At 40.2% G+C, this 25196-nt stretch carries 22 protein-coding genes; 17 read left to right on the top strand and 5 right to left on the bottom strand.

Annotated elements, in window-relative coordinates:
• Positions 1 to 19: 19 nt before the first annotated feature.
• Genes sctW through H0913_RS00960 form a run of 3 tightly spaced genes read right to left on the bottom strand, consistent with a single transcriptional unit; the run spans position 20 to position 3646 of the window.
• Positions 20 to 1132, bottom strand: coding sequence for a type III secretion system gatekeeper subunit SctW (gene sctW / locus H0913_RS00970; protein WP_181477818.1), 1113 nt, complete (start codon positions 1130 to 1132; stop codon positions 20 to 22).
• Complete coding sequence (sctC, locus tag H0913_RS00965; RefSeq protein ID WP_181477817.1) at positions 1123 to 2823, bottom strand: type III secretion system outer membrane ring subunit SctC; 1701 nt, start codon at positions 2821 to 2823, stop codon at positions 1123 to 1125. The genes sctW and sctC overlap by 10 nt, the downstream gene beginning before the upstream one ends.
• The gene (locus H0913_RS00960; protein WP_181477816.1) at positions 2813 to 3646 is read right to left on the bottom strand and encodes an AraC family transcriptional regulator; all 834 of its coding nucleotides are present in this window, start codon (positions 3644 to 3646) and stop codon (positions 2813 to 2815) included. The genes sctC and H0913_RS00960 overlap by 11 nt, the downstream gene beginning before the upstream one ends.
• A 218-nt stretch (positions 3647 to 3864) precedes the next feature.
• Here H0913_RS00960 and H0913_RS00955 point away from each other — a divergent pair, with 218 nt between their 5' ends.
• The 13 genes from H0913_RS00955 to H0913_RS00895 all read left to right on the top strand — a co-directional run bounded on the left by H0913_RS00955 (position 3865) and on the right by H0913_RS00895 (position 17017).
• Complete coding sequence (locus H0913_RS00955) at positions 3865 to 5058, top strand: PrgH/EprH family type III secretion apparatus protein (RefSeq protein ID WP_181477815.1); 1194 nt, start codon at positions 3865 to 3867, stop codon at positions 5056 to 5058.
• 13 nt (positions 5059 to 5071) lie between these two features.
• A complete protein-coding gene (locus H0913_RS00950) occupies positions 5072 to 5383 on the top strand; it encodes an EscF/YscF/HrpA family type III secretion system needle major subunit (protein WP_154602197.1) in 312 nt (103 codons plus the stop codon).
• 64 nt (positions 5384 to 5447) lie between these two features.
• Entirely contained in the window at positions 5448 to 5744 is a 297-nt protein-coding gene (gene sctI / locus H0913_RS00945; protein WP_181477814.1) for a type III secretion system inner rod subunit SctI, read from the top strand.
• A 3-nt stretch (positions 5745 to 5747) separates the two neighbouring features.
• Entirely contained in the window at positions 5748 to 6497 is a 750-nt protein-coding gene (sctJ, locus tag H0913_RS00940) for a type III secretion system inner membrane ring lipoprotein SctJ (RefSeq protein ID WP_181477813.1), read from the top strand.
• Positions 6481 to 7032 (top strand): hypothetical protein, encoded by a 552-nt coding sequence (locus tag H0913_RS00935; RefSeq protein ID WP_181477812.1) that lies wholly within the window; start codon positions 6481 to 6483, stop codon positions 7030 to 7032. Before sctJ ends, H0913_RS00935 begins: the two co-directional genes overlap by 17 nt.
• A complete protein-coding gene (locus H0913_RS00930; RefSeq protein WP_181477811.1) occupies positions 7010 to 7690 on the top strand; it encodes a hypothetical protein in 681 nt (226 codons plus the stop codon). Before H0913_RS00935 ends, H0913_RS00930 begins: the two co-directional genes overlap by 23 nt.
• On the top strand, positions 7680 to 8183 hold the full coding sequence (locus tag H0913_RS00925; RefSeq protein ID WP_230086657.1) for a hypothetical protein: 504 nt from the start codon (positions 7680 to 7682) through the stop codon (positions 8181 to 8183). The genes H0913_RS00930 and H0913_RS00925 overlap by 11 nt, the downstream gene beginning before the upstream one ends.
• 335 nt (positions 8184 to 8518) lie before the next feature.
• Entirely contained in the window at positions 8519 to 8947 is a 429-nt protein-coding gene (locus H0913_RS00920; RefSeq protein ID WP_181477810.1) for a winged helix-turn-helix domain-containing protein, read from the top strand.
• Positions 8948 to 8973: 26 nt separating this feature from the next.
• Complete coding sequence (locus tag H0913_RS00915; protein WP_154638529.1) at positions 8974 to 9399, top strand: YbaY family lipoprotein; 426 nt, start codon at positions 8974 to 8976, stop codon at positions 9397 to 9399.
• A gap of 318 nt (positions 9400 to 9717) precedes the next feature.
• Complete coding sequence (locus H0913_RS00910; protein ID WP_181477809.1) at positions 9718 to 11706, top strand: inverse autotransporter beta domain-containing protein; 1989 nt, start codon at positions 9718 to 9720, stop codon at positions 11704 to 11706.
• Positions 11707 to 13037: 1331 nt separating this feature from the next.
• The gene (locus tag H0913_RS00905) at positions 13038 to 13322 is read left to right on the top strand and encodes a helix-turn-helix domain-containing protein (protein WP_154602190.1); all 285 of its coding nucleotides are present in this window, start codon (positions 13038 to 13040) and stop codon (positions 13320 to 13322) included.
• A gap of 228 nt (positions 13323 to 13550) precedes the next feature.
• Positions 13551 to 15377, top strand: coding sequence for an FUSC family protein (locus tag H0913_RS00900; RefSeq protein ID WP_181477808.1), 1827 nt, complete (start codon positions 13551 to 13553; stop codon positions 15375 to 15377).
• A 398-nt stretch (positions 15378 to 15775) separates the two neighbouring features.
• Positions 15776 to 17017, top strand: a complete 1242-nt coding sequence (locus H0913_RS00895) for a Zn-dependent hydrolase (RefSeq protein WP_181477807.1) — start codon at positions 15776 to 15778, stop codon at positions 17015 to 17017.
• Between the two features lie 67 nt (positions 17018 to 17084).
• Here the strand turns inward: H0913_RS00895 and H0913_RS00890 are convergent, their stop codons facing one another.
• Both H0913_RS00890 and dcuC read right to left on the bottom strand, forming a co-directional pair.
• Positions 17085 to 18350 (bottom strand): amidohydrolase, encoded by a 1266-nt coding sequence (locus H0913_RS00890; protein WP_181477806.1) that lies wholly within the window; start codon positions 18348 to 18350, stop codon positions 17085 to 17087.
• 15 nt (positions 18351 to 18365) lie between these two features.
• On the bottom strand, positions 18366 to 19640 hold the full coding sequence (gene dcuC, locus H0913_RS00885) for a C4-dicarboxylate transporter DcuC (RefSeq protein ID WP_154602186.1): 1275 nt from the start codon (positions 19638 to 19640) through the stop codon (positions 18366 to 18368).
• 802 nt (positions 19641 to 20442) lie between these two features.
• Between dcuC and codB the strand changes: the two genes are divergently transcribed.
• The 4 genes from codB (at position 20443) to H0913_RS00865 (ending at position 25183) form a co-directional block, all read left to right on the top strand.
• A complete protein-coding gene (gene codB / locus H0913_RS00880) occupies positions 20443 to 21690 on the top strand; it encodes a cytosine permease (RefSeq protein WP_181477805.1) in 1248 nt (415 codons plus the stop codon).
• Positions 21683 to 22981 carry a cytosine deaminase gene (locus tag H0913_RS00875; RefSeq protein WP_181477804.1) on the top strand — a complete coding sequence of 433 codons (1299 nt, stop codon included), beginning with the start codon at positions 21683 to 21685 and terminating at the stop codon, positions 22979 to 22981. The genes codB and H0913_RS00875 overlap by 8 nt, the downstream gene beginning before the upstream one ends.
• A gap of 172 nt (positions 22982 to 23153) precedes the next feature.
• Entirely contained in the window at positions 23154 to 23825 is a 672-nt protein-coding gene (locus H0913_RS00870; protein ID WP_036949891.1) for a heavy metal response regulator transcription factor, read from the top strand.
• Entirely contained in the window at positions 23822 to 25183 is a 1362-nt protein-coding gene (locus tag H0913_RS00865) for a heavy metal sensor histidine kinase (protein ID WP_181477803.1), read from the top strand. Before H0913_RS00870 ends, H0913_RS00865 begins: the two co-directional genes overlap by 4 nt.
• The last annotated feature ends 13 nt before the right edge of the window (positions 25184 to 25196 follow it).

Raw genomic sequence — 25196 nt, 5'->3', positions numbered from 1 at the left:
TCGTGTATTTCCTATCAAATTAGGGTTGTCGACGTAAGCGTTGTTCTTGCGCCAACAGTTGATCCATCTGTATTTTTAATTGGTCGAGTAATTCATCACGCGCTTCCAATGAGTGAAAAATGGCAACGGGGATAATTGAAAACGCAATAATCAAAAGCTGAACAAAGCGGGCGCGTAGATCTGTGGTCATGGCACTTAATTGCGCCTGAATGAAGTTCAAAAGCTTGTCATTAAAGCTTTCTTGGTTACGGATCCCACTGGTAAATAGCTGGCTTAGCACCTTCTCCAACTGGTTCTGCTGCAAGTGGTTTTGCGACAACTGCACTTGCTGGCGAAACAGACTCGATTGGAGAAATTGCTGACTAAATGCCCGGTCTAGTGACTGCAACTCACGCAGACGACCAATTCGCGTGAAGAAGCTGCCAAACTCACTGATATTGAGGTCTCCCAACGGCAGCGCTTGTAAATCACATGCCAAGGCTCTTGCGAGATAACGCATCATGTTTTCCCGCTGAGCCAGCTCCATCTCTTCCACCCATTGTTCATATAAGTAGACCACTGGGCCGTCATAGCCGATAAATTCGCGGTATAAGGTGCGTAAGTTCCCCGCACTTTCATGCAAAGTTTGGGCAAATGCTTTTGCGATTAGCGCGATATTTGCGCCTGCCTGCGCCGTACGGTTGGTATCTTCCGTTAGCAGTAATCGCTCTAGCTCTTGCAAATGGTCAATCTGCTCCTGCTTGAGTTTTTTACGGTTGTTCAGCGCGGCAAGCACCATGAGTAAATCGCTAGGATCAGAGAAAAACTGCAATAAAAAGGCTCGTAGCTGCTGAGGTGTCATCAACTGACGATTAAGTACGCCTTCAATCCTTAACACTTTTTCGTCCGCATTATTTTCTAAGATGCGCTCAGCAAAGCGCATCCACTCCTCTTCTTGTTCCTTTTTCGAGCCGCCTCGACGAATATGGCTCGCGGCCAGCATCGCCATCGAAGCGTATTCGCTGGAACTATCAATTACCCCCGCACCGCGCGCAGCTTCATCAGAGTCATCACTGCTTTTCGTGGCTGTACGACTCTTGTCTTGCGCATTCAGTAGCATACGGTTGCTGTAGCTCAGCGGGGTTATTGCCATGAATCCCTCATGTATTGCTGGAGGAACTGTACGGTTCCATGCAGTTGGCTATCTTTTTGTGTAATACGGGTTTTCTCGGAAAATTGTCGTCCATCCCACACTTCGTTTTCATCCAATAAACGCGGCTGAATTAAAAAGATTCGCACCATTTTTTGTTGATTGGTTGAGCTATGACGGAATAAGCCGCCAACCCAAGGAATATCGCCAAGAAGAGGAATTTTGCTTTCATTTTCAATATATTGGTCACGGGTATACCCACCGATTAACAGGCTGCTATCTTTGGCGATACGTGCCACTGTATTAATACTGGTGCGGTTAACCGTTGGAAGCCCTTCAACGCTGGACGTTTTGCCACTGCTATCGCGGTTCTCTGCACCGTCTTCGATATTCACTTCCATTTCGACACTTTGACCAGCTGAAATGCGTGGCATGACGCTGATCATCGTGCCGTAAGTGACAGATTCTAGGGTTGCAGTACGTTCACCTTGTAACTTGGCATAGAAGCTGGTGTTGTTATCAAACAGTGCAGGAACATTTTCTTGGGTCAACAACACTGGGCGCGAGACAATTTGGCTATTACCATTCTTGCTTAGGGCATCAATTTGCACTAAAAACTTGCTGCTATCGGGTAAGGTGCTTCGGTTGAAAGAAACAGAGCCACCACCCACCTTAAATGAGCCAACTTCCCAGTTCACCCCTAAATTGTCCAATTCAGAGCGTGTGATATCGATGATCCACAAGGAGAGTTCCACTTGGCGGCGGCGGTTATCTAATGTTTTAATCAAATCACGAACATAGCGGATCTGCTCGGGGCTGCCTTTCACAATCAGGCTGTTGCTATCAGGATGAGCAACCAGAGAAAATGTGCTATTTGATGCGCCACCACGTCTGACGGTAACTTGGCGATTTTCAGGACGAGCGCCACCAATTGGCGCATCCATCAAGGCATCAATTTCATCCCCATCGGTATTGAGCTTTGCAGGTAAAATTTCGAGGGTTTCTTCAACGCTGCTGCCCCCACTTTTAAACAGGGAGCTGATCACCGATAACATGCCAGGCACTGTGATCGATTGACCTCGCAATGAATAGCTTCGATCGCTTACAGAGGCATGTTTCAGCGGGATCACAGCAACATTACCACTGGTTTTTTCTTCTTGTTTAAGTTGCTCGCCAAGATACAGCGCAGCGCCTTTAATCAACTCAACATAGAGCGGTGGCCCCGACACAAATAACATGGTGTCGCCACCTTGGGAACGCACCGGAAAGCGCGCATCATAGATGCCATTACGTTGGATATAGCTGATAACCTGTTGGCTACTGACTTTGTGGGTCGGGATAATCAAACTGCGCATTTCACTATTATCATAGACATAAATGCTTGCGCCATCGTCATACCAGACTAACGCGATACGACGCGTTAAGGCTTTAAACATTTCATCGGCATTCGCGAGGTTAAAATTTCCCGTTACTTTTTTCTGGGATGCCAATTTACTTAAAATAATCGGCTTGTTAATTTGTTCTGCTACCGCATCAAACACTTTACCTACCGCGATATTATTCGCCACAAACGTGTCTGCACTTCTTTCTTGTGTCACCGGCTCTGCAATCATCATTTCTGATTGAGCGGTGTTAATATTTACACTCAGTAAAAACAACGAAATAAAAACTGCCATTAATTTTTTACTGCTCATATAACGTTGCTCCAAGGTGCCTTATTTCTGATGGGGTTAATCCCAATTCTTTTTTCAAATCATTCGTGAAGTGAGAGGCAGAGCAGTAACCAGCTTCTAACCCAACATCTAAAATAGAACTTTCACTTTCAATTAATTGCAAAATGGCCGCCCCCATACGTACGCCCATGATTTTGCGTTTAGCTGTTTTATTAAAGTTTTCTCGGTAAAGTTGCCTAAAATAAGAAGCTGAAATACCATAACGGGCACAAAGTTGATTGATATTGGCATTTTTGTCTTGCTGAGCGGCTGAAATTAAAAAGCGCATCATTCCATACGCTTCATAACGCCTTAATACATCACACCAATCATCAAATAACGGCTGCTTTTTAATGATCAAATCAATCACGATATTTTTAATTAAAATAGGTGCTGATATTTCATCGTCAAATAGAATGAATTCACCTAATTGATTTTCATCACTCTCTCTGGTCGCTTTTTTTGCAAGAAAAGATTGGCCCATTGCAGTATCAATAATAGCAAGCGTTTCAACGAGTTCTGACAATTCCATGGTGTGGATATCCCATAAAGTTTCATCTTCAATCGTTAATTCATTCAGATCGCAAACAAAGATAGCGGGTTCTTGTACTTTAATATTTAAATTTGTATACCGAGATTTATAACAAAGCGTTGCTTTCGCTTTTTCTGTGGTTATATTTTCTATTGAGGTTGCAGTTTTTATTGAGGTTACAGTTTCTTTGGGTATTGACAAGACCAATACGTCTTGTAAAGAAAAGCAACTATTTCTACTCTCCAATAATTTAGCAATATCTTTATTCGACATTATAAATAGACCTTATCCATTGATTTTTACTTGATGTAGAGTCAGTGATTAAGTAGAAAAAAACAAATGAATACTCTGGAATATTTTGGAATTAACCATAAAAATACAGGGTGTGAATGAATAAGATAAATTCAGCTGACTACATTATGTTCTTATATTTAAATACTGAACATTGAAGTCAATATGATTCGCTATTTTTTATTAATTGAGATTATCTTATGATAGAAACAAAACACCACACCTGTATAATGAAAATTATTAGTGGTTCGATGAATAGTCAAGAGCTAGTGATTAACATCGATAAAAATATTATTATCGTTGGGCAACATACTAAATACAAAACGGAAATAGATGAAAACGGCTTTACAACCTATTATATTCCTAGTGAACATACCCAGTGTGAATTTTCTATTGTTTCTAATGACGAATCTAATAATAACCTTGCAATTAATCTTAAACAAGATGGGAAAAGTCGTCACCTCACTGTCACACTACAAGAAATATTGCTCATTGACACCTTTCCAATTGCAATTAAACCATTGAATACTGAATGGAATTACTCCAAAAAACACCAAAAACCATTACCATCTCAGTCACTACCATTTTCAAAGCAAAGTTCCATTGCCATAAAACAGAAGCCAACGTTTAATAAGAAATATTTCTTTGTCTTTTTATTACTATTTGCCGTTATTTTTATATTATTCGTTGGATTCCAAAATAATCCAAAAAATAACGCTGAAAAACAAATTAAAAATATAGATAATATATTAAAAGGAAGCTATTACCCTATTACATATACACAAAATAAAAAAGGTGAAGTGCTTATTCTAGTTAAGTCTCAAAGAGATGAAGATTGGAGCCGCCAAGTATTATTAAAGTCAGATTACCAAGCAAAATACACTATCAAAAACATAAATGCGCTTGAAAAAGAAATTGAAGACAAGTTAATAGATACCATACCTAATTTATTAAAGGTTGATATTAGCAATCCCTGTCATCCCATTATTCGAGTCGTGAAAAATCCACTGCCGAATAATGATGATAAAAACATTTATCGTATTTTATCTAATTACTTCAGTTGTTATAACCAAAGCCAACTTGTACAAGTTCCACTTGAGGAGCTCATCAAGAAAGCCGAGTTAGGGTTAACTGAAAGTAATGTGAAATGGCAAAGAATAACCAAAGGTAACTACGTTATCTTTGTTATAAGAGACAGCTTAAATGATAAACAGACTCTCTCTTTAATTAGTTTCACCAATTCATTTAGTCAAAAGTGGGGAACCAAGCAAATTCAATTTTCCGTCTCCCTTTCCAATAATGAACTGGCTGGAAAATCGTTTATCACCAATTCCAATGGTATTACGTTATTAGGTAATAATCATTGGTTGTTTAACTCAATTAGACCTAATTAATGAGGTAATAAATATGGCAACCCCAGGTATTAATAATACAAATGGTAATTGGGATGCATCTGCATTAGAAAAAGAATCCACCACAGCAACAGATAACAAATGGGGAATGATGTATCGCAGCTCTGCGGGTATTAGTGAAAGAACTAAAACTATCGCAGATGAATTAAAGTCTATGATTGACAACCCAAGTCTGGAAGTCGATAACCCGCTGGTCCTGGGTAAAATCACCGCTTTAAGCGGTAACTATAATATGGCGCGCCAATTACAAAGTAACGTAATGAAGGCCATTAAAGATGCAGCACAAGCCATTATTCGTAACGTGTAAGCTCGTAACGTGTTATTTAAATCAGAGCATCACTCATCTGATGCTCTCTTTATAGAGAATATTTATGTTACCAATTAATCCAATCTCCACACTATCAGATATCGCGGACATGGCTCCGGCTATACCCGCGGCTATCCCACTGGAAGATAAAGTGAAGCAGTTATTTGCTGAGTACACGACCTCTGTAAACCAAGAAAAAGCGGATATTCTGGAGAAAATGAATACCGTTGATCCAAGCGATCCCGCTAAATTATTGGAATTACAAAACCAAGTGGGTAATTACAGCCTCATCTTGAATATGGTCAGCACACTCATGCATAAAAGTGTTTCTGCCATCGACACAGTATTAAAAGCACAATAAACCATGAATATATTAAAGAAATTCCTATTAATCGGGTTTATTGGCTTACTACTAGGCTGTGACAATCAACTGTTACTAAGCAAGTTAAGTCAACGCCAAAGTAATGAGGTTCTTGCCGTTTTGCAAGAGCATGGAGTGGAAGCCAAGCGTAAGCAAGATGCCAAAAACGGAGACTCAATTCGCGTTGATCCTCAAGATTTTGTCATCGCTGTCGACTTGCTACGCCAATATAATTTGCCATCAAAAGATCCGGTGGAAATTATTGATGCTTTCCCTGGAGACTCACTGGTTGCCTCACCGCAAGCGGAGCGAACTCGATTACTATCACTGATTGAACAACGTCTTGAACAGTCTTTACTGACCATTCCAAACGTGGTGAATGCACGCGTCCATGTGAGTTACCCGATTTCTGGTAATGGTCCCGTGAAACAGGCTCAAAAAGTCTCAAGTCTCGTCACTTATGCTGGCAATGAAGACCCAAAAGTCATGATGAATAAGATCAAGTTATTTCTGAATAATAGCTTTGCTGAAACGACTTATGACAATGTTTCTGTGGTAATAGTTAGCCGTCCTCCTTTGCTCTATCAGACAAAAAAGGGGCCAACACCCACATTTAATCCCGTGATTGCCTCGGCCTTAATCACTGCATTAATCGGTATGTTAATTGCACTTGGATTGTATTTATACCATCGCAACAATAAACAAAGCGATGAAGAAGAGGTGGAGAAATCAAACCATGCCCCAATTGAGTAAGCTGCTGATTGACCAAAAAAACATTTTCTTAGCACCGGGGGATTATTTTCACTCGGAGTTTGTTGATGAACATTATCATCAGCTACCCGTTCCGCTACAACAGCTGCAAAATTTGCAGCTTATTGAACAATATCAATTAGATTTACCCGATGAGAAAACGTTGATATTACCCGAAATGCTTGTCGAAAATTGGTCATTATTGCCTTCTGTAGCATGGGGTTTAGGGGTTATTCAACACCCTTCCCCTTTGCCTTGGTGGGGAGAGCTATCTCAATATCGACAATTACATCAGAAATTTAGCCATCCTTTATGGCAAAGCCCAACACATTCCATCAACACACCTCAGCATTTACTTGCACTGGGCGCTGAGCAGCTTTTGATGTGTTTAAACACCTTTAGTCACGGCTATGCTACCCGCGCAAAGTATATGTTTAGCCGCAGCACACAGCAGATGATCCCTCACACGGTTTCCACTTTGCTACCTTGGAATATTATTGAAGAAACTTGCCGCTATGTCAGAGAACACACAACCTAATATCCAGCAGACTTTAATTGAAAATGTGCTGATTAAACATCCAGTTTTAGACACCAATAGATATGCTCAGTCGGTTGTTAAACAGGCTCATCAAAAAGCCAAAGCCCATGTTCAACAAGCTCAACAGTCTGAGAAAAGCATTCATGCTATCGCCTATCAACAAGGCTACCAAGATGGATTAACACAGCTTTTGAATGATTTTATTGGTGTTCTCAATGACAGCGAAGCCCAATACCAAATTAAGGTGAGCCAAACAGAGAACCAATTAACTCAATTACTCATCGGTTTATTTACTGACTTACGCCTACAGGAAATTGTGGCAGAACATTTCACGCAATTACAATCCGAAGCTCGCCATGTTCAATTACACATACCAGCCTCATTGCAAGCCAAGATAAGCTCTCGAGCTAACGGCGTCAAAATATGTACTAGCCCTGATAATTCGATCACATTAGAAGTGAATAATGAAATTACACAATTCACGCCAAAACTGGCTGCAGAGAAAATATTACCGCATATTTTTCCAATTTCGACCCGTTGTCTAACCTTGCAACAACATAAACAAGCTTATGCACGATTAATTCAACAAAAACACGCTCTCCAGCAAGAAACCGCTTTTCAACAAGAAGAAACAAGGAGAGAAAAACATGAAAGTTGACCCTAATTTGCTGAATACTTTTTCAGCTACACGTACTCATAGCAATACACCATCGAGTACATCCGATCTACACACTAAAATGAGTGCCCTTTGGAAATCCCGTAATAACATGAAAGACATACAAAACTACCAAGCTAAAGACATTCTTCACATTTCAGAAAATCAAGAAGTGTCCATACAAAGTTTTATTTCCGAATTTAAACAGCAAGACAGTGAAAAAGCTCAATTCGCCTTCGTATTTAAAAAAATTATTAATTTAAATCACAATGATAAAAAAACTTTCATTACACAAGCCTCTAAATTATTGGAATCTTCATCTGAAGTGGGAGGGGAAGCGGAACCCACGTTATATAAGGCTTTCACTAAAGCTATTCGGCGTTATATGTCGATAAGTTTAATGAATACACCATTTACTGAACAATTGAATAAAAATATGACTAGCTTCAATCTTGATGGCGATGATGATGATGATGAAGACCCATCTGTTATATAACTCCAACGATTGAATAACTTTGTACTATTAAATTAATTCATTGCTTAACTTATCACCGACGAATATTTATAAGCTTAGAGTGCGTTTTTTATAATCTAAGCTATTTAACTCTCTCCTTTTTAAAAAATATAAAAAAAATAAATTTGAAATTGATATATACACTCACAGATAGTAGTTTAAATTTACATCACTAAAACACATTGTTCAAATTTAAAAAAACGTCTTGGTTTTTCATCCATTCATTGCCCTACTGTTTTTTATATTGAACACGATTTTACTGATGATCACGATGTTGATAATTAATTTTATGTTGAACTATATCTGTGGGAAATATCATGAATAAAATGGAATACAATCAAATAGAGCCAATGGTGCTTTTATGTGGTCAAGTCGTTTATGACCCACTGAAGAGAACGCTATCTCGCGGAAAAAGAACCGTGAATTTATCTGAAAATGAATCCTGTCTCTTAAAGCTGTTGTTATTAAAAACAAATAGCAAGAGAGAAGTGATGCATGAAATTTGGGAAAAGCGCGGAACTATCGTAACTGAAAGCAGTTACTACAAGTTAGTCAGGCAATTACGACAATCATTTAAAAAAGTAGAGTTAGATGAAAACCTCATCATGACACTGCCCAGAATTGGAATCTTGTACACTGGTGAAAAGTCAGAAATGCCAATTTTATCAAGGTGTAACGAACAAAAAAACATGTATGCATATGTTCGCTGTTTTTTTCAGAAAGTATTTAATCGTTCATTTCAATAACTTATTTATATAATAGAAGAAAAATCATGCCTAAATTTGCTATATCAAAAAATATTTTACATTCTATTTTTATATTAACTTGCTGTTTATTTTTATTTGCGTGTAAAAACCCAATTAATAATACAAATAATACATTTAATATTCAAGGTGATATCTATAACTCGTCTCATGACATTCCTGCAGATGCATTAATTACTTTATCTCTCACACCGATAAACGAAAACAGTTACTCAGAAAAAAGCCATTATGACTATACCCTAACAACCAGAAAATCAGCGAGAACGGTTAATTTTTCCATTAATTTACCGGAATCGCTGTTAACCCAAGGTCACTATTTTGGATTGAGCGTGAGAGTTGAAAAAAAAGGTGAATTACTGATGATGAGTAATCAAGTTACGCCGTTAAGTCAATCTACACCGACAAGATTATCTTTAAAAGTAAACTCTATTTGATTTATTAGACTTAAAAATCTTAGCATTCTCAACATTTAAATAGTTTAGTACTTAATGAAAACTTATTAAATGCATAAATCGATGCAAAAGAAAGTCAGTAATAACTAGAATTTATCGGAATTCCTTTTTTATTAATTAAAATTCCAAATTATTCAAAAATAAACATCATGAAAGTAAATATACTTCATTCAAATATATGTTGAGTATTGGCTGCTAATTTTAATGATTGCGCGAATCTTAAGGATAGTTAGTAAGGCAGGGATTTTTAAAATACTCATCAAAAATTTTTAATTAACCCTATATTTCCGGAGTTCCTTAATGAATCGCAAGTCTAAGGATTTTAGTCCTTATTATGTTGCATCTATCGCGTGGATAAATATTGCAATACAGATTAGTTTTCCTTTGGCATCAATTTTTTCACCTGTCGCAGCCAATGCATTTACAGAACAAAATCAACAACAACGTACATTTTTATTACCGAAAAAAAATACGCTTATTCTAAGAGAAACTAGACCATATACACTACAAGCCGGTGAAACAACTCAGAGTATTGCCAAAAAATATAATATAAGTTTGGAGCAATTACGTAAGCTTAATCAATTTAGAACATTTTCACACGGTTTTGAGGCCCTTAAAGCAGGTGATGAACTGGAAATTCCTATGGCTCCGTTACCAACTTTAGAGTGGGAAAACGAAAAACCGGTTTATATTCCTCCCACAGCGCCGAGTGAAGAGGAAATCAAGCTGGCACAATTTGCTACTAAGGCAGGCCAATTTTTTACAACACAGCCTAATCATGAAAAAACCAAAGCATTTGCCAAAGAACTCGTCACAACAGCAGCAAGCAGTTATCTACAAGATTGGTTTAATCATTTCGGTAGCTCACAAATAAAGCTGGTTGCAGACAATAAATTTTCGTTAAAAAATTCACAAATTGATTTACTGCTGCCTATTTATGAAAACGAAGAGAGTTTATTTTTTACTCAAGGTAGTTTTCATCGTCAAGAGCAGCGCATAGAAACCAACCTCGGCTTTGGTGCGCGCTGGTATGGTGACAATCAAATGTTCGGTGGGAATACCTTCTTTGACTACGATATATCCCGTGGCCATTCTCGTTTAGGATTAGGTGTCGAATATCGCCGTGACTTCTTAAAACTGTCAGGCAACAGCTACCATCGTCTTAGCAGCTGGCGCAATGCGCGAGAATTAGTCGACCATTCAGCTAGACCATCTAGTGGATGGGATCTCCGTGCAGAGGGTTGGCTACCTATCTATCCGCATATAGGAGGAAAACTCACATACGAACAATATTATGGTGATGATGTCGCTCTATTCGGCACCAAAAATTTACAACGCGACCCATACTCCATCAATGTCGGCCTCAACTATACGCCGATTCCATTAATCACATTCAATGCGGAACATCGCCAAGGGAAAGCCAGCAAAAAAGATTCGCGGATTGGTTTGCAACTGAACTACCAATTTGGCAAAAGCTTGAAGCAACATTTGGATCCAGAATCCGTCAATGCATTTCGCTCACTCATGGGTAATCGTTACGATTTTGTCAGTCGTAACAACCATATCATTCTGGATTATAAAAAGAATGATGTAATCCATTTAAACATAACTGACTCTGTCACAGGCTACACAGGGGAAAAAATCCCTTTAAATTTCACAGTAACCAGTAAATATGGCTTAAGTTACATAAAATGGGATGCTGAAGCGCTGGTTGCAGCTGGGGGACATATTCTCAATGAAAATGGCCAATATAGCCTTGTGTTGCCTTCATATAAAAATACCAAAAATGCGAATAATTACGCCATCACCGCCATTGCTATCGACAAAAAAGGGAATACATCTTCCAAAGCCATTATTCGTGTTTCGGTTACTCAACCTGCTATTCACACCCTAAAAAGCACAATTTTATCCAGTAACATTGATTTAATCGCGGACGGCAAAAATAGCAAAAAACTGTCGTTATCCATTAAGGATAAAGCGGGTAATGTCATTGACCTCTCAGCCAAAGAGATCACTCTAGAGCGAGTCACGACACAAAAAGTAAAGAATGCGATGCTCGCGAAGGGGTCACAAGCCACTCCTACCGCAACATACACCAGAATCAGCCCATTTACCCGCTTAGCGGCCGGGCAATATGAAGCGACATTAACGGCAGGCACTAAACCTGAAAGATTTATATTGGTTCCCAAAGCCCATAATGCAGTCTTCCCTGAAATCAAAGTCACTGTCGTTGCGGATACGACAGCGGTCCAAGCTACAAAGCCCATGCCCAATACACAAACGCCTTAATTAGCTAACAGAAAGTCACCTATTGAAGTCAAGACACAACTGAAAGATGCGAATGGTCTAGCAACCCCCCACGATTACCAGTACGGCAGGGGATATCATCATTACAGCTACGACGCCGAATGCTCAACCACAAGAAGTGAAAGTAGATTTCTTACCTGATACCACAACGGCTATGGTGCACTCTAATAATATTGAAGTATCCAGCCAAGTATCCCCGCGAACAATAACTTGGAAAATACTATTTCCATTACCGTGACTGACGAAAAAAGCAGCTCACTTCCAAATATTTTAGAGAAAACAAACCACCGATGCTTACTATCGGACAGATCATACCGTCGACTTTGAGATTAAGCCATCGAATCAAATCGACCTGCAAAGTAATAATTTATTAACCCTATTTCTGTAAAACATAGCATTCTTCGAGGTGAATATGATAACGACTACGACTTATCAACATATGACCTTACCATTCAATCAACAAATAATAATACCTAAGTAAATTATCATGGGATTTTAGAGATTTTTGAAAATATGCATAAGTCACAATATGAATTTTATTACTTTATTGATAGCCATATAATGAATATTTAAACTACAAAGTTTAAAATAGGAAATCCTTTACTACTAAAGTAGCAGACCATTTAGTACAATTTGACTTAAAATAATTGATACTAAGTTTTAACTTTAATCATCATACAAAACACCCACTAAGCCACCAAATCTTTGATACTAAAATAACTATCACTTTAGAAACAAAAAAAAGAAAATCAAAAATAAGAATATTTTGATTTCTATTAAGATGCCTTAAATCTACATATTTCACTAAATCATAAAAAAATTGATCAAATAACGATCTTCCTAGATTGATGTCTTTATGAAATAAACCAAAAACCAAAAACCATTAAGCCAAATCACAGAGTTTAAATATAAAAACTTAATATTGTTAATGTTTTATTTTCTGTTTTTTTGGTTTTATATATTCAATTAAACAAAATTAATAGCCAATTATATTGATCAAAAACAATACACTAAAATTTACATTTGTTATGACATTGCATGAATTCAAATTTAACCTATTGAAAATGAAAAAATAATTTTCACATTAAATATTTAGAATCAATAATCTTGAACATACTGATATTTAATGCGTCATTTTGGGACTAATTGAAAATAATTATAAGGATAGTATATCATTCAGTGAGTGGCACTTGAGGGTCACTATATATTTAACCAAAAATTAAAATACACAGATTATATTAAATCACTTGTATAAAATCTGAAAAATTCACATTGATTGTTATCTCAACAATATAATTTAATAGAGAATATTTATGAATAGAAAATTTCCTGTCGCTTATGCCGTCGGACAAAAAATCAAGTCATTAAGAAAATCTCAAGGTTATACTGTGTTTCAATTAGCACGAGAATGTAATATCAGTGAACAACAACTATTCCGTTATGAACGAGGTGTTAATCGTATTGATATTGATTGCTTAGCTAGAGTAACAAAAATATTAGATGTTAATATCAGTGATATATTTTGTGATGTATTTCAAGACAATCAAGATATTAAGTACGAGAATAAATCCCAAGAATCAGTTGAATCTTACGCATAAAGTGCGTAATTTGTATTCAGTCTTAACTTCAACTATTTTTTGATTTAAAACAGTCTATATATGATGCTCCTGTATAAAAAGTAAAAGCCTATTTCATTGTAAGGCTTTTACTTTTTATTTTACTTCGATCTCTATTTTACCAATATAGAAGTTTTCCACCTCTGTTTGCTCTTTTCCCTCACAAGCACTACCCTATATGCTGTTTTATTCACCCATCTGCGAAAAACCATGCCACGACTCATCACATCAATACAGCGATTCGGATTTGATTCTGACCGTTTGCGCTTTGCAATGATCACCGCCTGCGCATCCATTCTTGCGCTATTTATTGCTGAATATGCGGGACTGACTCACCCCCAATGGGCGGCAATGACTGTATGGGCTTCCGCGCAACCTTGGCGTGAAAACTTGTTAGAAAAAAGTTGGTGGCGGTTTGCAGGTACAGTTATTGGTGTCGTTGCTGGCATTGTACTCATTCAAATTCACCTAACCAGCCCATTATTATTTGTGATCGGTTTAGCCGGATGGTTAGGTGCATGTAGCGGTATTGGACAGCTACAAAAAGGCTTTGTAGCCTACGGTACTTTTTTGGCAGGTTACTCAGCGGTAATGGTAAGCATGCTTAGCGTTCATGCCACCGACAATATTTTTGCCGTAGCATGGGATCGATTTTGGACTATTTTAGTGGGTGTATTATGTGCGGTTTTATTTAATTTCTTATTTACTCCCAAGCGTGAACAAGCATCCATCATCGCGTTAAAGCAACAAATTGATCAGCAGTTTTACACTATTTTGCATCGTTCTTTATATAGAAAAGAGTCGATTAAACAACAGGACATTGACACTTTATGGCAGCAAATGGCCACCTATGATGAACAGTTAGAGGCCAACCGTATTGGATGGCGTTATCACCGTAAACAAGTCGTAAAAGCTCGCCAACAACTACTCGCTCAAAGCCAAATTTTGCTACAACTTGATAAATTTAAAGAGGTAGCGGCATTTCCATTTCCAGCAACACAACCGACTGAATCACAATGGAAACATATCCTGTCTCTGTGCCCGAATGGCATATTGAAAAATCTCTTAATCCCGCTGTTTTATGTGTCAAAAGGGTTATCCATCAAGGCACAACACCGTGTAGATAAGCTAAAACTCCACCATGACCGCATTGCCGCTTGGCAAACTTTTGCTCGCTCGTTTGTTGCCATTGCCACCGTTGGCTTACTCTGGTTAGCGACTCAATGGCAAGCTCTCGCCTATTTAACGCTAGGTTTATCCGTGATGATCGCATTATTCGCATCCCTTGATTACCCTGCTAGGTTTATGAAAAATATCTTCACGGGACAATCTTTCGGGGCACTTTCCGCGTTGATTTGTACTTGGTGTCTATGGCCATTCGCATCATCATCATGGCAAATGACCTTATTTATTGTGCCCGTTATCATCAGTGGAATTTTAGTTTTCGCCCACAAAAAACTGATTTTAATCGCCTTTGATTACATTATGGTCTCTTTGATCTTACTGCAACCAAACTACCCTTTTACATTAAGTTTTCCAGAAAGCCTCGGTAATGCCATCGCCATTATTTGTGGACCATTGGTCGCGATGGGAGCTTTTTATTGGATTTACCCAACAAATCCGAAGAAACGTTACCAAAACCTTATTTTACTCAGCGAACAACAATTTAAGCTGGGTCTTCATAAGATTATTTCAGGACAAAAACCATCAACATCACAGATGAGCCATCGCCTATTTAGCGGGTTAATATTGGCGCGTAAGAGTGATTATCCATTTGATAGAACAATACAATTTTTTGCTGTCCGCCACGCTATTTGGCTCAATCTGATGCAAATTTATAAACAATTTTCTGCCTCTGAATCACACAATCGCGCCCTAAAAGGACTCGTTTTACGTTTGCAGCACCCACAAACTGATGTTGAAAAAATTCACCGCCTGCTACAGGCACTATTACGTAGGCAGAAAAATAGTGCTGAATTACGTCAATTGTATAATGATGTTCACCTCTACTTGCATTATTTAGACACTAACAATTGAATATAAAAAATAACAATTAACGAGAGATTGAAAACAATAAAATAAATTACCGATCTAAATTGATTATAAAAAATAAATCTCTTATTTAAATTCTAGAACCCAAAAGTATCATCAATAAATAATGAAAAAATCGAAGGTTTATTTAAAAATCTTTTAAATTAGCCCTCGAAAAATGGAATCTATCTCAAACGTAAAATTTGTTATATTTTCGTTTAATATCAGTGATTTGATAAATATCATGCAACCTTCTTTTTTTCATCCTTCTGTTTGACTTACCCAATTTCTATTTGCATTATGGTACCCATAATAATTTTTATACTTTTCTGCTTTTTATTTTCAATCCTTCTTATTCCAATAAATTTAAATATATCTGATTACAACTTATGAAAGAGGTTTTCATGACTAGGGAATTATTTTCTACTAATGAAATGAAATTATTATTTGAAAAATTAGCATCCTTTACTGTTTATCCTGAAAATAAAGGTGTAACACGTTTGGCTTATACACCCACAGACCAATTGGCACACCAATACATGATAGAAACCATGCAAAAAGCTGGGTTTACTGTTCGCCAAGATGCAATAGGGAATATTTTCTGCCGATTACCGGGAAAAAATCCTGATTTACCTGCTGTTGGCACTGGCTCTCATTTGGACACGGTTCCTAATGGCGGTGCTTATGATGGTACGCTTGGTGTTGTGGCAGGGTTTTATGCTCTGATGCAATTTGAACCACAGCAATTGTCCCGTTCCCTTGAGCTCGTCATTTTCAGGGCGGAAGAATCCAGCCGATTTGGTTTTTCCTGTATTGGCAGCAAAGTGTTACTTGGAAAAGTTGATCGTGAAAAGTGGGCACTCAACCGAGATGATGATGGACTCAGTTTTTTCGATGTCCTCGATAGTCTTGGTTACCCAAGCCACGAAATTGAACAGTGCCAATTGGCGGATAACCATTATTCAGCTTTTATCGAAATGCATATCGAACAAGGTCGGCGCCTTGAACTTGAAGAAAAATCAGTGGGAATTGTGAACGGCATTGCCGCGCCAACCCGCTTCCAAGTTCAGGTCACAGGGCATGCAGATCACTCTGGCGCAACCCCAATGTACCAACGTCACGATGCATTAGTGGCCAGCGCCGCCATTATCAGCGATGTGAATCGAGCGGCTTGCCGTGAAGCGGTATGGGGAACCGTCGGTACCATTGGGAAACTCAATGTATATCCAAATTCCATGAACGTGATTCCTGGTGAAGTGAATTTCTTGGTCGATATTCGCGGTATTGAGCCAGAAAGTATTGCCCGCGTTGCCACTCACTTGAAAAATTCCATTAGAAAATCTGAACAAGACAACGATGTTTCGATTCAACTTCGTGAAATTTCAGCAGAAGCACCGGTGAAATTAAATAACGAGATTTGTCAGTGTATTGAACAACATTGCCTTGAGCAAAACATCGGTTATATGACCATGTTGAGCGGTGCGGGTCATGACTCTATGAATCTCGCCCAAAAATTCCCAACCGCCATGATTTTCACACCATCAAAAAATGGGATTAGCCATCACCCTGATGAATTCACTGATTTCGACGACATCATTATTGCCGCCAATCTATTGAAAGATACCCTGCATTCATTATCAAAATAAAGCTTTAGTGAAATAAAAAGCCGCTGGGAGAATGCTCTCGCAGCGGCTTTTTCCTATTACCCAAAAATTACATTAATGACACCAAACATCCGGTATACAGCTGATAGGCTGTTAACATCTGTTTTTCATCGAAATCAAAATTAGCTTGGTGATGCCCTGCGGTTCTGTCGGCACCGACAACAAAATACAGAGATTTCCCCCCATGACGCTGGACGCGTTTTGCCAAAATAGTGGCATCTTCGCTGCCGCCAAACGGGCGAGTCGCCACTGCCGTTAATTCCTCATGTTGCCCTACCACACTTGCTAAGGTATCAATCAGCTCTTGGTCATTGGTTAAATCAACCGCTTCTCCCATCACTTCACTTTCCATTTCTAACTGGAAGCTGTGCGCGGAACCTTCTGCCATGCGAATCGCATTTTCGCTCATAAAGCGGTTAATCTCTTCATTCTCGCCACGGACTTCTATCTGCATTTGCGCATAGGATGGCGTTACGTTTCGCCCTTCACCGGCATTCAGTACCCCAACGTTAATGCGCGACATTCCTTTACCGTGTCTTGAAATTCCCAACATTTGCGTTGTGGCATGACAAGCGCCGGCTAGCGCATTGCGTCCCAATTCAGGCTCCGCTCCCGCGTGGGATGGTGCACCTTTGAAGCGAAAATCCAGTTTTGTTGTGCAGAGGAAATGAGTTGGGTTAATCACAATTTCACCGCTATTGGCAATGAATCCTAAGTGCGCCCCTAAAAAATAATCCACATCATCCACAATGCCACTTTCTGCCATCGCTCTCGCACCGCGAACGCCTTCTTCCGCAGGTTGGAATAACAGTTTTACTTTGCCAGATAAGCTCTCTTTATTTGCCACTAACCAATGCGCAACCGCTAAACCAATCGCGATATGTCCATCATGGCCACACGCGTGCATTTCGCCAGGATGACAAGAACTAAAATTATCATTTTTTGGCCGATGGGTCTCATCGGTACTTTCTGTCACGCCGACACAGTCAATGTCAAAACGTAGTGCGATTGTCGGTCCCGCTTTGCCGCTATCGAAAATGGCAACACACCCTGTCAGCTCCTGCATTTCAGCCAGCAGGTTTTCATCAACTTGGTGCTTTCTCGCCACCGCTAAACCTTTATCAACCACTTTTTGTTGGCGTCCAAAGGCATATTCAGGGTTGATCACTTGCGGGCCCACTTTGACGTCCAAATTTAAACGACGCAGTTCTTCAACGATTTTTGCTGTGGTTAAAAACTCAGACCAACCAATTTCCGGGTATTGATGAAATTCACGACGCCATTGAGTCAGTTGTTCTAATGTAATGTTTGACATGTTATCTCCTTAAAATTAAAGCATGATGAGCGCAATGAAGATCACCCCAACAATCATGCCGGGCGCAGTACGCTTCACAATTTCCATCGGGTTCACATTGGCTAAACCTGCACAGACGATAGCTGCACCTGCTAACGGTGACATGGTTCTACCCAATGCGCCTGAAATTGCAGAAGCCATCCCCAAATCAGGAATTTCATAACCAAATTGCTGGGCAAATGGTGTTACCGTTTCGTTGAAAGCAAACGCGGCTGCATCACCTGAACCCGTGATAATTCCCATTAAGAATGGGCCCAATGTCCCTCCCCAACGTGCAAATTCAGGAGAGTGGATCAGAAAACCAATAAAGGAATCAATTAAGCCAGATGCTTTGAGACCCGCAGAGAAAACGGCAGCAGCGATGATGATCCCAAGAACATCCCCATAAGCATTCCCCATTCCTTTAAAAAACTCTTTAGTGATGGTTGAAGGGTTAGTACGCGTGATAACTAACGCATAAATTGCCCCGATGACCATCGCTGCTGGCACACTGATTTGATACGCTTTCAGTGCATCCATAAATGGCAAAATTAATAGAATCAATGGAATAAATGGCGCTGTCGCGTAAAGATAATTTGGTTGCTCTGCCGCTGCGTTTTGTTCTGTGCCTGCGGTGCCATTCACTTCAACAACCGCTTTCATGTTGTACTCTTTTTTCACTAAAGCCACTACCGCTAAGGAAACGGCGGCAATGCCCCCAACGGCTAAGCTGTATGGCCCGTGGCGAGCAATTAAGTCAACAATGCTCATGTTCGACATCTGCGCCACAAATGGGTTATGTGACAACCCAGGACTCAGCATAGAACCTATCGTACCGCACAGCACGGCACCACCAGCAATAGCTGGGTGAATACGCGCAGCAATCAGTAACGGAATCAATGTCGCACCCACCGCAGCAGCACACCCAGCCGCGGAAGGGATCGCGATATTAATAAAGAAAGTCAGTACGACTGCCGCGGGGATCAGGAAAAAACCCAGTCGAGTCAGAACACGAGATAACACCAGTACTAAGTGTTTATCGCACTTGGTGTATTTCATCACATAGGCAAAACCCATACTGGAACAAATGGCTTGGATCAGCGGAGCCGAAACCATGCGCTCGCTAAATGCATTTAAGGCATCCATTGGCACGAGGCTAATAATACAAAGTACTAGCCCCGCAGCAATTAATACCATCCGAGTTTCATATTTTTTAATTAAAAGATAAATTGTAGCAACGATAACTAATGCCGCGATAATTTGTATTATCATGACTGACCTCTTTTATTCCCTGGAGAAATAGATAGAACAAATAAAGAAAAGAATGAATTTTTTAATTGGTAATTCATTGTGAACTTTAATTGTTTTATTTAATTGAGGGATATCAATTTTAATTCCCTATCTGGAAATTAACCGCCATTTTGTGATCAGCGCGATGTTTACTATAAAAAAATCATTCAAAATTAAAAAATATCCTTTAAAAACATAATCATGATCAACCATCAAGAAACATTAAATTCCGTCGAAATGACTATAAAATTAACGTTGTTATCATTTTGGCAATATTGAAACTCTTTTTTTACTCTTTACTTATTAAATGATTAAATATTAAATTCAATAAATAATTAGATTTATAAATATAGATTATCATTTAGATTGAAATCATGTTTTACTCAAAAAAATGAGTAATAAATCCCAACCAACAATTTAAATGCGTAATAATAAATAAAATATTAAAAATTGTTTTAACATTATATTTTATTGAATAAATATAAATAAAAAAAACGAACCATCGATACCCACACATTCGGAAGTCTTTTATCTTAATTTCACGTTTTTCGTTTGTATCATTAGCTGTTTTGACCGCTGGTTTTCATCGTGATTTTATCTCACCCCATCAGACCTTTTACCGTCTCACGCCCTTTCCAGTGACGCGACAGACTAGAATAAAAAATGAGCAAAAACACAATTCATTAATTCTTTTTAAGCATGTGCGAAACCGTTTGCTTTTTATTTTTACGGCTATAGAATTCGTCAGATTTTTTTGGCCAGAGGAAAGCTACAGGAGGCAATTGTGTCCGGTGATAAAAATTATAGTCATGAGCCAGTACCCATATCCGCAAGAAAAGGCGGACTCGCATTAACCTTTGTAATGCTGGGTTTAACGTTCTTTTCCGCCAGCATGTGGACCGGAGGCGCTCTCGGTACCGGTCTTAGTTTCAACGATTTCTTCCTCGCAGTTCTCATTGGTAATCTTATTCTTGGTGTCTACACCGCCTTCCTTGGTTTTATCGGTTCTAAAACAGGCTTAACAACCCACCTTCTTGCTCGTTATTCTTTCGGTATTCGCGGCTCTTGGCTCCCTTCTTTCTTACTTGGCGGTACACAGGTCGGCTGGTTCGGTGTCGGCGTTGCCATGTTCGCCATTCCCGTCGGTAAAGCGACAGGCTGGGATATCAACTTACTGATTGGTATCTCCGGTATATTGATGACCGTTACTGTGTTCTTCGGTATCTCCGCGTTAACTGTGCTATCTATTGTTGCTGTTCCTGCCATCGCCATCTTAGGAAGCTACTCCGTGTATCTTGCTGTCACTGATGCCGGTGGTTTAAGCGCATTGCAAATGGTGAAACCTGCACAACCTATCGATTTCAACCTCGCACTGGCGATGGTGGTCGGCTCATTTGTCAGTGCGGGAACGTTAACCGCTGACTTCGTACGCTTCGGGCGTAAGCCGAAAATCGCGGTACTGGTGGCGATTGTGGCGTTCTTCTTGGGCAACTCACTGATGTTTATCTTCGGTGCGGCGGGCGCAGCTTCCTTAGGCATGGCGGATATCTCCGACGTGATGATCGCGCAAGGATTACTCTTACCCGCAATTATCGTGCTTGGTTTGAACATTTGGACAACCAACGACAACGCGCTATACGCATCTGGCTTAGGGTTCGCCAACATTACGGGCTTATCCAGCAAGACGTTATCCATTATCAACGGCTTAGTGGGCACACTCTGCGCACTGTGGCTGTACAACAACTTTGTTAGCTGGCTGACCTTCTTATCCGCAGCCATTCCACCGATTGGTGGCATTATCATCGCGGATTACTTAATGTATCGTCATCGCTATGCCACTTTTGACATGAGCAAAATGCGCGATGTGAATATCAGTGCGTTGATAGCCGTGGCTGCGGGTGTTGCCGCAGGACATTGGCTACCGGGAATTGTCCCAGTTAACGCAGTGCTTGGCGGCGCTATCTGCTACGCCATCCTGAATCCACTATTGAATCGCGTACGCGCCACTAATTCGGAGATGACCCGTGCTTAATCAACATATTCAACATATCCACAATGTCCGTTTGCCTGAGCGTGAAGGCCTGTGGCGAATCGATATTGAAAATCAACAAATTAAAGCTATCGTTCCGCAGCCCGCAGGTGAAGTACTCCCTAACAGCCTTGATGGTGAAGGTGGCTTAGCCATTCCACCGTTTGTTGAGCCACATATCCATTTGGATACAACCCAAACCGCTGGGCAGCCAAATTGGAACCAGTCTGGCACCCTGTTTGAAGGGATTGAACGCTGGGCCGAACGCAAAGCAATGCTAACCCATGACGATGTGAAACAGCGCGCATGGCAAACTCTAAAATGGCAGATTGCTAACGGTATCCAACATGTTCGTACCCACGTTGACGTTTCCGATGCCACTTTAACGGCACTGAAAGCGATGCTGGAAGTGAAAAAAGAAGTGGCGCCTTGGGTGGATATGCAGATCGTTGCTTTCCCGCAAGAGGGGATCATGTCCTATCCAAACGGCGAAGAGCTATTAGAAGAAGCGCTACGTTTAGGGGCGGATGTGGTCGGGGCCATCCCGCACTTTGAATTTACCCGTGAATATGGTGTGGAATCACTGCACAAAACTTTTGCATTGGCACAAAAATATGACCGTTTAATCGATGTTCACTGTGATGAAATTGATGATGAACAGTCACGCTTTGTCGAAACCGTTGCCGCCCTTGCTCATCGTGAAAATATGGGCGCACGCGTTACCGCCAGCCATACCACGGCGATGCATTCTTACAACGGTGCTTATGCTTCACGTTTATTCCGTCTGCTGAAAATGTCAGGGATTAACTTCGTCGCCAACCCGTTAGTGAACATTCACTTACAAGGTCGTTTCGATACCTATCCAAAGCGCCGCGGAATAACCCGCGTGAAAGAGATGCTCGCAGCAAACATCAATGTCTGCTTCGGTCACGACGATGTGTTCGACCCGTGGTATCCACTGGGCACCGCCAATATGCTGCAAGTGCTGCATATGGGTCTGCATGTTTGCCAACTGATGGGCTATGGTCAGATTAATGATGGCCTTAAGCTTATCACTGAGCACAGCGCGAAAACGTTGAATTTGCAAAACTACGGTATCAATGAAGGGAAACGCGCAAGCCTGCTGATCCTGCCTGCTGAAAACGGTTTTGATGCAGTACGCCGCCAAGTGCCAGTACGCTATTCCATCCGTGATGGTCGCGTGATTGCCACTACGCAACCAACTGTGACTCAAATTCAACTCGACGATGTCGAGACGATTCGTTACGGTTATCAGCCACATAGCGAGAACTAAGTTTTACCCCAGCACGGGGCTTGTTGAGCCTGCAATCAATGAGTACCCCGTGTTTCTCTCCTCTGAAATATCTTCATTTGCCTCATTTTTATTGCTAAACCCCAGACTGTTTCTTTACAGTAAAAGTTTCTTTAAGATGAATTAAGTCAAATAAAACGATTGCTGGGTTTCCATGAGAATACTATTAATTGAAGATCACCTTAAAACCCAAGGCTGGGTTAAAAATGGCTTAGAAGAAGCGGGTTTTCTAGTGGATGTGGCGAATGATGGTCGTGATGGTCTCTACTTTGCTTTAGAAAACAATTATCAATTGGTAATTCTCGATATCATGCTGCCGGGTATGAGTGGCTGGGATATTTTAAAAATCTTACGCACCGCCAAAAGCATTCCCGTTATTTGCCTCACCGCACGGGATGCCGTAGATGATCGTATTAAAGGCTTAGAGCTCGGTGCCAATGACTACCTTGTGAAGCCATTTTCATTTTCTGAATTATTAGCACGCGTTAAAAACCAACTCAAAGTGAATCAGCCAACCTCGACAACCATGACAATTGCGGATTTAAAGATAGATCTGACCCGTCATGATGTTGAGCGCGGAGGAAAGAAAATCATCTTAACCCGCCAAGAATTTTCTCTGTTGCTGTTTTTCGTGCTGCATAGCGATGAAATTTTACCTAGAACCTTAATTGCCAGCGAAGTTTGGGGCATCGATTTTGACAGTGATACCAATATCATCGATGTCGCCATCCGTCGATTGAGAAAGAAAATTGATGATGAGTTTGAAGTTAAGCTTATCGAAACCATTCGAGGGATGGGATACCGCTTAAATAGGCCAATAGAATGAAAAAAAAGTCGCTACGCTTTAAACTTATTTCCCTGTTTATCATTCTGATGGTCGCTAATGCTGGCATCGTGACATGGGTTTTGTATCACTCACTGAAGAATGAGCTGTCCGAACAAGATAATAATTTGCTAGTAAATCGCGCAGAGCAACTCGCTAAGTTAATTTCGGGTGGCATTGATATCAAAACGCTGCCGATGTATTTCCAAAGCATGATGGACATGCGCCAAGATTTGATCCAAATTTCTGATGCGAGTGGGCACATACTCGTCGCGACTAACAGCGAACTTCTGGATACCCAACCGCTGCGGTTAGTGAACCTTGAGCAGCTCAATATCCATGCAATCAACCATTGGCAAACCGCACAAAGCATTCCTATCTCCGCGGTCTATTTCGCCATGAACTCACCATTAGGGCAGCTCCATGTGGTACTCGGTAAAGTTTCCGTCGACCGCAGCGGGGTATTAACCCAATATTTAACCCAAAGCATGCTGGTGTCTGCTCTCTCAATATTGTTGATGGGATTACTGAGTTTATGGTTACTGAAAAAAGGGCTCTCCGATATTCAATCACTGAGCCAGATCACGATCAAAACAGACGTTCATGCACTGAATGATCCGATCGATATTGATCAGCTTCCACAAGAGTTAAAAGAGCTGGGCGAATCAATGAATACCATGCGCCAACGGCTAAAACATGACTTTGTTAAACTAACCCAGTTCGCCGATGACTTAGCGCATGAGCTAAGAACGCCCATTAATGCCATTCGAGTGCAAAATGAAATTACGCTCCAGCGTTCCCGCAATGTGAGCGAATATGAAGAAGTCATCATTAGCAATATTGAAGAGCTCGATAAGCTGGCACAGATGATCCAAAGCACATTATTTATTGCTCGTGCTGAAAATAAAAACATTACGTTAAATCGAGAAAATCTCTCAATCTCGGGATTAGTGAATGAGGTTTATGAACTATTTTCGGCTTATGCAGAAGAGAAGCAGATTACGCTTTATTGTGAGTCTTCAACCCTCACACTTGATGCTGATCCGGTATTACTCAGCCGTGTATTCATGAATGTTATCGCTAATGCGATTAAATACTCTCACCCAAATACTCGCGTGGTCACCCAAATCATTGAGCTTCCCCAGCAACGAGAAATCCGCATCACTAACCAAGGGAACCCCCTACAAAATAGCGAGGAAATTTTCACCCGTTTTTGGCGCGGAGATAATGCCAGAACCACGGAGGGAACTGGGTTGGGGCTGGCAATTGTCAAAGCGATTGTTGAACTGCATGGCGGTTCGGTTAGTTTTGAACACGAAGCAGGTACCAGCACCATTACGCTAACGTTTCCTACAATCTAAAATTTTCTACAAT

Origin of the sequence: Providencia rettgeri, assembly GCF_013702265.1 — a bacterium.
Lineage (GTDB): Bacteria > Pseudomonadota > Gammaproteobacteria > Enterobacterales > Enterobacteriaceae > Providencia > Providencia zhijiangensis.
Note: the sequence above shows the minus strand (reverse complement) of the source record. Positions and strands in the feature narration are given on the sequence as shown.